Genomic DNA, 8,621 nt, shown 5'->3' with positions numbered 1-8,621 from the left:
GCCGCCGGCGCCTCCGCCGACCAGGGCCCTCAGACGACCCGGACGCCTCGCCGCCACACCCCGGAGACCAGGGGCACGCCCGGCCGGTAGGCCAGGTGGTCGGCACGGCGTGGGGGCGGTCGGCGGCAAACCGGGGGCAGGCAGCGGCAGACCGGGGGCAGGCAGCGGCAGACCGGGGGCGGGCAGCGGCAGGCCGGGGGCGGGCTGCCGCCGGCGCCTCCGCCGACCAGGGCCCTCAGACGACCCGGACGCCTCGCCGCCACACCCCGGAGACCAGGGGCACGCCCGGCCGGTAGGCCAGGTGGACGTGACTCGGCGCGTCCAGGAGGGTCAGGTCGGCGTACGCGCCGGGCGCGATGCGGCCGACGTCGGTGCGGCGCAGGGCCGCGGCCCCGCCCGCCGTGGCGGACCACACCGCCTCGTCCGGCGTCATCCCCATGTCCCGCACGGCCAGCGCGACGCAGAACGGCATGGACGAGGTGAAGGACGAGCCCGGGTTGCAGTCCGTGGACAGGGCGACGGTGACGCCCGCGTCCAGCAGCCGACGGGCGTCCGGCCACTGCGCCCGGGTGGAGAACTCGGCGCCGGGCAGCAGCGTGGCGACCGTGTCGCCGTTCGCGAGCGCGTCGACGTCGGCGTCGGTGAGGTGGGTGCAGTGGTCGGCGCTGGCCGCGTCCAGCTCCACCGCCAGCTGCACGCCGGGGCCGTGGGAGAGCTGGTTGGCGTGGATACGGGGGTGCAGTCCCTTCGCCTTGCCGGCGGTGAGGATCGCGCGGGCCTGGTCGCCGTCGAATGCGCCCTTCTCGCAGAAGACGTCGATCCAGCGGGCGTGCGGGGCGCACGCGTCGAGCATCTCGCCGGTGACCAGGGCGACGTAGCCCGCCGGGTCGTCGGCGTAGTCGGGGGGGACGATGTGGGCGCCGAGGTAGGTGACCTCGTCGGTGTGGGCGGCGGCGAGGCGCAGGGCGCGGGCCTCGTCGGCGACCGTCAGGCCGTAGCCGGACTTGGTCTCGAAGGTCGTGGTCCCCTGGCGGAGGGCCTCGGAGAGGAAACGGGTGAGGTTCGCCTCCAGTTCCCCGTCGGTGGCCGCCCGGGTGGCCGCCACCGTCGTGCGGATGCCGCCGGCCGTGTAGCCGCGGCCCGACATCCGGGCGTTGAACTCCTCGGTGCGGTCGCCCGCGAAGACCAGGTGGGAGTGGGAGTCGACGAAGCCCGGGAGGACCGCCCGGCCGTCGGCGTCGATCCGGTTGTCGGTGGCGGGTGCTTTGCTTGATTCACCGGTCCACACGACGCGGTCGCCCTCGATGACGACGGCCGCGTCCCGGACCAGGCCGAGGGGGGATCCTCCGAGGGAGGGATCGTTGGTGACCAGCGTGGCGATGTTCGTGATGACGGTGCTCGTGCCGGTGCTGCTGCTCATCGTCGTGTCCTCGTGGGGGCGGGAGCCGGTGGTGGTCGCTAGGCGTGCAGGGCCGCCACGGCCCGCGCGAGGGCCTGCGGCACATCGGGGACGAGCGTGTGCGCCCCGTCGCGTACGACGTGACGTCCGGCGACGACCGTGTGCCGTACGTCCGCGGCGGTCGCCGCGAATACGGCCGTCTCGGCGCCGAGCCGGGGCAGCGGGCCCGCTGTCCTGACCGAGTCGAGCGCGATCGTCGTGAAGTCGGCGGGCGCGCCGGTCTCCAGGGCGCCCGCGTCCGGGTTGCCGAGGGCCGCGTGGCCGTCGGCGGAGGCGGCGCGCAGCAGGGCGGCCGCCGTCCAGTGGCCCCGGGTGCGGGTGCGCAGCCGTTCGTTCAGCTCCATGGCGCGCGCCTCCTCGAGCAGGTCGATCACGGCGTGGCTGTCCGAGCCGAGGGAGAGGGGTGAGCCCGCGGCCTGGAGGGCGACGGCCGGGCCGATGCCGTCGGCGAGGTCCCGTTCGGTCGTCGGGCACATGCAGGTGCCGGTGCCGGAGCGGCCGAGCAGGGCGATGTCCTCGTCGGTGAGGTGGGTGTTGTGGACTCCGGTGGTGCGCGGCCCGAGCACGCCGTGGTCGGCGAGGAGCCGGGTGGGCGTGCACCCGTGGGCGGCACGGCAGGCGTCGTTCTCGGCGGTCTGCTCGGACAGGTGCACATGCAGCGGCGCCCTGCGCCCTTCGGCCCAGCTCGCGACGGCCGCCAGCTGGTCGGCGGGCACGGCCCGCACGGAGTGGATCGCCGCCCCGATCCGTGCGTGATCCCGTTCCTTGAGAAGTGAACAGCGTTCGGCCCAGGCGTCCGCGTCGCCGTCGGAGAAACGGAGCTGATGGGCGTTGGGGGGCTGTCCGAAGCCGGAGGACAGGTAGGCGGTGTCGAGGAGGGTGATGCGCACCCCGGCTTCGGCGGCGGCCTCGATCAGGGCCTCGCCCATGGCGTTGGGGTCGGCGTAGCGGACACCGCCGGGGGCGTGGTGCAGGTAGTGGAACTCGCCGACGGCGGTGATGCCGGCCAGCGCCATCTCGGCGTACACGGCGCGGGCCAGCTGGTGGTAGGTGTCCGGGGTGAGCCGGTCGGCGACCGCGTACATGACCTCGCGCCAGGTCCAGAAGCTTCCGGAGCCGACCTGGACGGTGCCGCGCAGGGCGCGGTGGAACGCGTGGCTGTGGGTGTTCGCGAGGCCCGGCAGGGTGAGGCCGCGCAGGATCTCGGCGCCGGGCGGCGGGGAGTCGACGCCGGTGCGCACGGCGGTGATGCGCCCGTCCGCCGTCTCGCCGGAGCCGCCCGTCGACACCGTGAGGGCGACGCCCGGCTCGACGTTCGTGTCGAGCCAGGCGTGCTCGAGCCAGTACGTCCGTGTCCGCTGCGTGGGAGTCACCGGCAGGCCAGTCCTTCCAGTACGTCGGCGAGGGCGTGCACCCCGGCCACACAGTCGTCCTCCGCGGCGAACTCGGCCGGGGAGTGGGAGACGCCCGTGGGGTTGCGCACGAACAGCATGGCGGTCGGGATGCGGTCGGAGAGGATTCCGGCGTCGTGTCCGGCGCCGGTGCCGAGGACGGGGACGGTGAGCCGGGCGCCGCTGTCCTTGCCGAGGATGCGGGCGAGCTCGTCGCGCAGCGCGTGGTCGAACTCGACGACGGGCGTGAACGACTCCCGGACGACGTCCAGGTCGATGCCGTGGGCCGCGGCGTGGTCGCGGGCGGCCCGTTCCACCCCGTCGACGACCGTGTCGAGGGTGGCCTGGTCGGCGGCGCGGGAGTCGAGCCAGCCGCGCACCAGGGAGGGGATGGCGTTGACGCCGTTCGGCTCGACGGAGATCTTGCCGAAGGTGGCGACGGCGCCCGCGAGCCGGGCCTCGCGGCGGGCGGCGAGGACGGTCTCCGCGTACGGCAGCATCGGGTCGCGCCGGTCCTCGAGGCGGGTGGTGCCGGCGTGGTTGGCCTCGCCCCGGAAGTCGAACCGCCAGCGCCCGTGCGGCCAGATGGCGCTGGCGACGCCCACCCGGTCGCCGCTCAGGTCGAGCGCCCGGCCCTGCTCGACGTGCAGTTCGACGAACGCGCCGATGCGGGAGAGCCGCTCCGGGTCCGGGCCGATGGCGTCCGGGTCGTGCCCGGCTGCCTCCATGGCCTGCGGGAGGGTGACGCCTTCGCCGTCGGTGAGCCGGTGGGCCTGCTCCACGGTGAGCCGACCGGCGGTGAGCCGGGAGCCGACGCAGGCGAGGCCGAAGCGCGCGCCCTCCTCGTCGCCGAAGTTGACCAGGGCGAGCGGCTTGGTGAACTCGGCCCGGCGGGCGCGCAGTTCGTCGAGGGCGGCGAAGGAGGACACCACTCCGAGCGGTCCGTCGAATGCGCCGCCGTCGGGCACCGAGTCGAGGTGCGACCCGGTCACCACGGCGTCCCCGGCCGCCGGGTCGCCGAGCCAGGCCCACTGGTTGCCGTTGCGGTCGACCTCGTAGGTCAGGCCGCGCGCCTCGGCCTGTTCCCGGAACCAGGCCCGGCAGTCCGTGTCGGCGGCGGTCCAGGCGTAGCGGCGGTAGCCGCCGGAGGCGGAGCTGCGGCCGATCGGCAGCAGCTCCGCCCACATGCTGTGGAAGGTCACGCGTCGTCACCTTCACGCAGGGGCACCCGCACGCCCCGTTCGTCCGCGACCGACTCCGCGATGTCGTAGCCGGCGTCGACGTGCCGGATGACGCCCATGCCGGGGTCGTTGGTGAGAACGCGGCGGATCTTCTCGCCGGCGAGTGCGGTGCCGTCGGCGACGGTCACCTGGCCGGCGTGGATGGAGCGGCCCATGCCGACGCCGCCGCCGTGGTGGAGGGAGACCCACGAGGCGCCCGAGGCCACGTTGACCATGGCGTTCAGCAGCGGCCAGTCGGCGATCGCGTCGGAGCCGTCGAGCATGGCCTCCGTCTCGCGGTACGGGGAGGCGACGGAACCCGAGTCGAGGTGGTCGCGGCCGATGACGAGGGGGGCGGCCAGTTCGCCGGACGCCACCATGTCGTTGAAGCGCTCGCCGGCCTTGTCGCGCTCGCCGTAGCCGAGCCAGCAGATCCGGGCGGGCAGGCCCTGGAAGTGGACGCGCTCGCCGGCCAGCTTGATCCAGCGGGCCAGGGACTCGTTCTCGGGGAAGAGGTCGAGGATCGCCTTGTCGGTCTTGGCGATGTCGGAGGCCTCGCCGGACAGGGCGGCCCAGCGGAAGGGGCCCTTGCCCTCGCAGAACAGCGGGCGGATGTAGGCGGGGACGAAGCCGGGGAAGGCGAACGCCCGGTCGTATCCGGCGAGTTGGGCTTCGCCGCGGATGGAGTTGCCGTAGTCGAAGACCTCGGCGCCGGCGTCCAGGAAGCCGACCATCGCCTCCACGTGCCGCGCCATGGACTCGCGGGCCCGGGTGGTGAAGCCGGCCGGGTCCTTCGCGGCGGCGTCGGCCATGTCCTCGAAGTCGATCCCGGTGGGCAGGTAGGCCAGCGGGTCGTGGGCGGAGGTCTGGTCGGTGACGATGTCGATGGGGGCGCCCATGGCGAGCAGCTGCGGCACGAGGTCGGCGGCGTTGCCGAGCACGCCGATGGAGAGCGGTTTGCGCTGGTCGCGGGCCTCGACGGCCAGCTGGAGCGCATGGTCCAGGTTGTCGGCCCTGACGTCCAGGTAGCGGTGCTCGATGCGGCGGTCGATGGCGCGCGGGTCGCAGTCGACGCAGATCGCGACGCCGTCGTTCATCGTCACGGCGAGCGGCTGGGCGCCGCCCATGCCGCCGAGTCCGGCGGTGAGGGTGATCGTGCCGGCGAGGGTGCCGCCGAACTTCTTCGCGGCGACGGCGGCGAAGGTCTCGTAGGTGCCCTGGAGGATGCCCTGGGTGCCGATGTAGATCCAGGAACCGGCGGTCATCTGGCCGTACATGGTCAGACCCAGCTGTTCCAGGCGGCGGAACTCCTCCCAGTTGGCCCAGTCGCCGACGAGGTTGGAGTTGGCGATGAGGACGCGCGGGGCCCACTCGTGGGTCTGCATCACGCCGACCGGCCGGCCGGACTGGACGAGCATCGTCTCGTCCTGCTTGAGGGTCCGCAGGGTGCGGACCATCGCGTCGAAGGAGCGCCAGTCACGGGCCGCCTTGCCCGTGCCGCCGTAGACGACGAGCTTGTCGGGGTGTTCGGCGACCTCGGGGTCGAGGTTGTTCTGCAGCATCCGCAGGGCGGCTTCCTGCTGCCATCCCAGGGCGCTCAGTTCCGTACCGCGGGGCGCTCGTACGGGGCGGGGTCCTGACATGGTCTGCCTCCTTGCGGACGGGTGATCCCGGCGGGCTTTTACTGCCGTTATTCACATCCTGGCCCGCTGAATAGAGCTAGTCAATACGACCGCGCGACGGGGCGCCTCCCCGGAGTCGGACCGGGAGAGGGCCGACACGGGACAAGAGGGGGCCGGTACGGGGTGCACAAGGGGGCGGGAACGGGCGGCCGAGGGGGCAGGAGCAGCCGGAAGCGGCCCGGCGGCCGGGCAGGAACAGGGAGCCGGACGCGCCTCGCCGGGGCGCGCGGCACCGCCGCCACCACCCATCGCGAGCCCGCGCGCCGTGGCGCGCGCCGATGGGCGCGGTGTTGAAGGGACGCATGAGGCGTCGCCACGGCCACGGAAAGTGGTCAGTCGACCCACGTTAGTCACCACTGCGCATGTTCCGCGGGAAAATGCCAGAAGACTCACCCCCGGCGCACACGTTGCGTAGCTTCTTCATCACTCAGCCGAACGGCGGGCGGGAGGGGGAGTCAACGGTGCCCGGAATCGACGAGTGTCTACTGGAGGCCATGCGGCTGCCCGGCGCACGGGGCGCGGCGCTGGTCGACTGGACGAGCGGGCTGGCCCTGGGCGCGGTCGGGGAGTTCCCCGGCGGCGACCACGAGGCGGCGGCCGCCGAGGCCGCGGAGGTCGCGCGGCTGACGGCGGAGCAGCGGGCGTTCACACCGGACGGCCACGGCGGCCCCTCCGGTCACGAGCCCCACGAGGGCGCGGCCGGGGCCGTCCCGGCGGCGCCCGCCGATCCCCCGGTCGAGGACCTGATCATCAGCAACCGGGACAGCTACCACGTGCTCCGATTCGTGCCGACGTCCTTCGACAGCAGCGTGTTCCTGCACGTCTGGCTGGCCCGGTCGGACGGCAACCTCGCCCTGGCCCGGATCAGGCTCGGCGAGATGGCCGAACGGCTGGTGCTGGGATGACGGCGGTGAGAACGACCCCGCCGGGCACGACTCCGCCGCCCCGCCTGCCCGTCCGGGAGAAGTCGGCGGGGCAGGGGCAGGGCGGCGGGCTGTCGCCGATGCTGAACCGGCTCGCCGCCGAACGCGCGACGGGCGTCCTGGAGCGCGAGCGGGGCTCGCTCTACCTCGCCGAGGGGCGGGTGGTGCACGCCGAGAGTCCCCTCGCCCCCGGCCTCGACGTGCTCCTCCTGGCCCATGGCACCCTCTCCCCCGCCGTCTGGCAGGACGCCGTCGAGCGGGCCGACGAGGACTACGGCGTCGCCCGTCTGCTGCTCGACGCCGGTCGCGTCCCGCGCGGCGCGCTGGAGCTGTGCCACCTGGAGGCGGTGTTCGACGCGGCGTACTTCGCGCTCGCCCCCAGCAGCACGCCGGGCCGCTTCCACTACGGCGCCCGGCACCGGCTCGGCACGCTCAGCCCCGTCCCGGTCGGCGCGGTAGAGCGCGAGACACTGCGCCGGCGCGCGCTGCTGGACCGGCTGTGGCCCGACCCGGCGACCGACGGATCACCGCTGCGCCGGTCCGAGACCGTCGCCGCGCCCGCGCCGACCGCCCGGCAGAGCGCGGTGCTCGCCCTCGCCGACGGGATACGCACCGCGCCGGACATCGCCCGCGAGCTGGGCCGACAGGCCTTCCACACGCTGGTGGACGCCCGTCGGCTGGCGGCCGCGGGGCTGCTCGGCGCGCTCTTCCCGCCCCCCGGCCCGCACCGCCTGCCGACCGGATTCCCGCCCCGCCACGCACTCCCCGCGACCGGATCCCCCGCGGCCGCGGGCCCCACAGCCGGAGTGATCGCACCCGGCGCCCCGGCGACCGGGGCCCCCGCAGCCGCGGGACTCCCCGCACCCCCCGTCCCCGACGCCCCGCAGGGCATCGCCCTGCCCCGCGTCAACGACCCCGACATCACTCTGCTGAAGAGGCTCAGGGATGCGCTGGAGGCCCTTTGAACGGCAGCGACCGCGCGCCGAGAGGAGCGAGCTGATGGCTTCCGCGCCCGAGATACTCGACGAGCTGAAGAGACTGCGGGCGCGGGTGCCCCAGCTGACCGGCGCACTGGCGGCCGGTGTGGACGGACTCGTGCTCGCCCACGACACCCCGGGCGTGGAGCCGGAGGTGGTCGCCGCACTGACCGCCGCCGCCCTCGGCGTGGCGATGCGGATGGCCGACACGACCGGCCAGGGAGACTTCCGCGAGTTGCTCGTGCGCGGCCGGTACGGCTACGTCTCGACGTACACGGCCGGCGAGAACGCCGTGCTGACGCTGCTCGCGCAGGACCGCGTCAACGTCGGCCGGCTGCACCTCGAGGGACGCCGGGCCGGCGTCCGCATCGGGGAGCTGGTCGACGCCCAGGAGGCGAAGGCGCGGTCGGCCGCGGCGGCCGCCCCCGTGAAGACACCGCCCAAGCCGCCCGCCAAGGCGCCGGTGCGGACGCCCGCGAAGCCCACGACCGTACGGACCAGATCGGCGCGCGGCCCAGCCACCACCAACGCGCGCACCACCACGGAAAGTTGAAGGAACCGAGGAGCACAGTCATGGCCAATACCGAGACCTGCCTGAAAGAAGCGCTCGCCTCCATCGAAGGCGCCACCGGAGTCGCGCTCGTCGACTACACCAGCGGCATGGCGCTGGGCACCATGGGCGGCGGCAAGACGTTCGACCTGAACGTCGCCGCCGCCGGCAACACCGACGTGGTGCGCGCCAAGATGCGCACCATGGAACACCTCGGACTGAAAGCCCAGATCGAGGACATCCTGATCACTCTGTCCGACCAGTACCACATGATCCGGCTGATCAGCGGCCGTGGCGGGAACGGCCTCTTCCTCTACCTGGTGCTGGACGCCAAGCGGGCCAACCTGGCGATGGCCCGCCACCAGCTGAAGAGGATCGAGGAGGACCTCGAGGTGTGACCGGCGGATCAGGTCGCCAGG

Annotated in this window: 8 protein-coding genes; 4 read left to right on the top strand and 4 right to left on the bottom strand. The window is 73.9% G+C overall.

Annotation, left to right across the window (positions count from 1 at the left end; all coding sequences use genetic code 11):
• Positions 1–235: 235 nt before the first annotated feature.
• Genes hutI through hutU form a run of 4 tightly spaced genes read right to left on the bottom strand, consistent with a single transcriptional unit; the run spans position 236 to position 5,713 of the window.
• The gene (gene hutI, locus ACN6LD_RS11320; RefSeq protein ID WP_445043049.1) at positions 236–1,420 is read right to left on the bottom strand and encodes an imidazolonepropionase; all 1,185 of its coding nucleotides are present in this window, start codon (positions 1,418–1,420) and stop codon (positions 236–238) included.
• Positions 1,421–1,458: 38 nt separating this feature from the next.
• Positions 1,459–2,832 (bottom strand): formimidoylglutamate deiminase, encoded by a 1,374-nt coding sequence (locus ACN6LD_RS11315; RefSeq protein ID WP_445043048.1) that lies wholly within the window; start codon positions 2,830–2,832, stop codon positions 1,459–1,461.
• Positions 2,829–4,052, bottom strand: coding sequence for an allantoate amidohydrolase (locus ACN6LD_RS11310; protein ID WP_319190821.1), 1,224 nt, complete (start codon positions 4,050–4,052; stop codon positions 2,829–2,831). Before ACN6LD_RS11310 ends, ACN6LD_RS11315 begins: the two co-directional genes overlap by 4 nt.
• Positions 4,049–5,713 carry a urocanate hydratase gene (gene hutU / locus ACN6LD_RS11305; protein WP_319190819.1) on the bottom strand — a complete coding sequence of 555 codons (1,665 nt, stop codon included), beginning with the start codon at positions 5,711–5,713 and terminating at the stop codon, positions 4,049–4,051. Before hutU ends, ACN6LD_RS11310 begins: the two co-directional genes overlap by 4 nt.
• A 500-nt stretch (positions 5,714–6,213) precedes the next feature.
• Between hutU and ACN6LD_RS11300 the strand changes: the two genes are divergently transcribed.
• The 4 genes from ACN6LD_RS11300 to ACN6LD_RS11285 are packed head-to-tail and all read left to right on the top strand — an operon-like array spanning position 6,214 to position 8,600.
• Positions 6,214–6,657 (top strand): hypothetical protein, encoded by a 444-nt coding sequence (locus ACN6LD_RS11300; protein ID WP_445043047.1) that lies wholly within the window; start codon positions 6,214–6,216, stop codon positions 6,655–6,657.
• Entirely contained in the window at positions 6,654–7,640 is a 987-nt protein-coding gene (locus tag ACN6LD_RS11295) for a transcriptional regulator (protein WP_445043046.1), read from the top strand. The genes ACN6LD_RS11300 and ACN6LD_RS11295 overlap by 4 nt, the downstream gene beginning before the upstream one ends.
• Before the next feature lie 34 nt (positions 7,641–7,674).
• The gene (locus ACN6LD_RS11290; protein ID WP_445043045.1) at positions 7,675–8,205 is read left to right on the top strand and encodes a roadblock/LC7 domain-containing protein; all 531 of its coding nucleotides are present in this window, start codon (positions 7,675–7,677) and stop codon (positions 8,203–8,205) included.
• 20 nt (positions 8,206–8,225) lie between these two features.
• Positions 8,226–8,600, top strand: a complete 375-nt coding sequence (locus ACN6LD_RS11285) for a roadblock/LC7 domain-containing protein (RefSeq protein ID WP_057578582.1) — start codon at positions 8,226–8,228, stop codon at positions 8,598–8,600.
• The last annotated feature ends 21 nt before the right edge of the window (positions 8,601–8,621 follow it).

The sequence above is a fragment of the Streptomyces sp. SAS_272 genome (assembly GCF_052543235.1).
The sequence above is the reverse complement of the archived record's forward strand: the minus strand, read 5'-3'. Positions and strand labels throughout refer to the sequence as shown.